Annotated in this window: 1 protein-coding gene; it reads left to right on the top strand. The window is 62.2% G+C overall.

The genetic code is table 11. The features are described from left to right. Positions 1-26 precede the first annotated feature (26 nt). A partial coding sequence (locus tag QCE48_RS31655) for a TonB-dependent receptor (protein WP_309794483.1) occupies positions 27-788 on the top strand: 762 nt, incomplete at its 3' end.

The following is a 788-nucleotide window of genomic DNA, read 5'->3' as shown; positions in this document are numbered from 1 at the left end:
ATTACGCCACGCGCAATCTGGAGGCGATGGTCAACGTCCCAGTCAACGACGTACTGCAGTTCCGCGTGGCGGCCATCTCGCGCCGGCACGACGGCTATCTGAACAATGCGCCGCAGGCGGCCGGCGACGACGAGAACACGCGCTCGGGACGCGTGACCGTCGCGCTCGAGCCGAGCTCGCAGCTGCGCATGCTGTTTACCGCGCAACAGACGACGTTGAAGGGCGTCGGCCCGGTCTCGCTCGACATTCCCTACATCTACGATGCGAACGGCATTCTCTCGCACGAGAAGCCACCCTTCCCGGCCGATCCGCGCACCTTCGCCTATGCAACGGCGCAATCGCAAAGCATCGACGATACGATCGCGCGCTTGAGCGTCGTGTATGACCTTCCGTGCGTCGAACTTAGCTATACAGGTAGCTACGACAACTTGACCTGGCGTCATGCGGCCGACAGCAGTCCGAGTTTCGCCGAACCGGTGTCGTACCGGCAGAACGAGTTTCCCAAGACGCTGAATCAGGAAGTGCGCGCGAGCTCACTCGGCGATGGACGGTGGTCATGGCAAGCGGGGGTGTCGTACTTTCGCGAGTCGTCGTCGCTGTACAGCGCGAACGAATCGCCGTTCGACGGCGGCGTCTATCAGCCCACACTCGCGTTCGCTTATGGCATCCGCACGACATCGACCGCCGCATACGGGCAGTCGTCGTACTGGGTGACCGACAAGATCAGACTGACCGCGGGCATGCGCGTGACCCGCGACAAAAAGAGCCGCGAAGGCGAATATTTCTTC

This window comes from Caballeronia sp. LZ024 (assembly GCF_031451455.1).
Lineage (GTDB): Bacteria > Pseudomonadota > Gammaproteobacteria > Burkholderiales > Burkholderiaceae > Caballeronia > Caballeronia telluris.
This window is presented reverse-complemented; position numbering and strand designations above follow the sequence as displayed.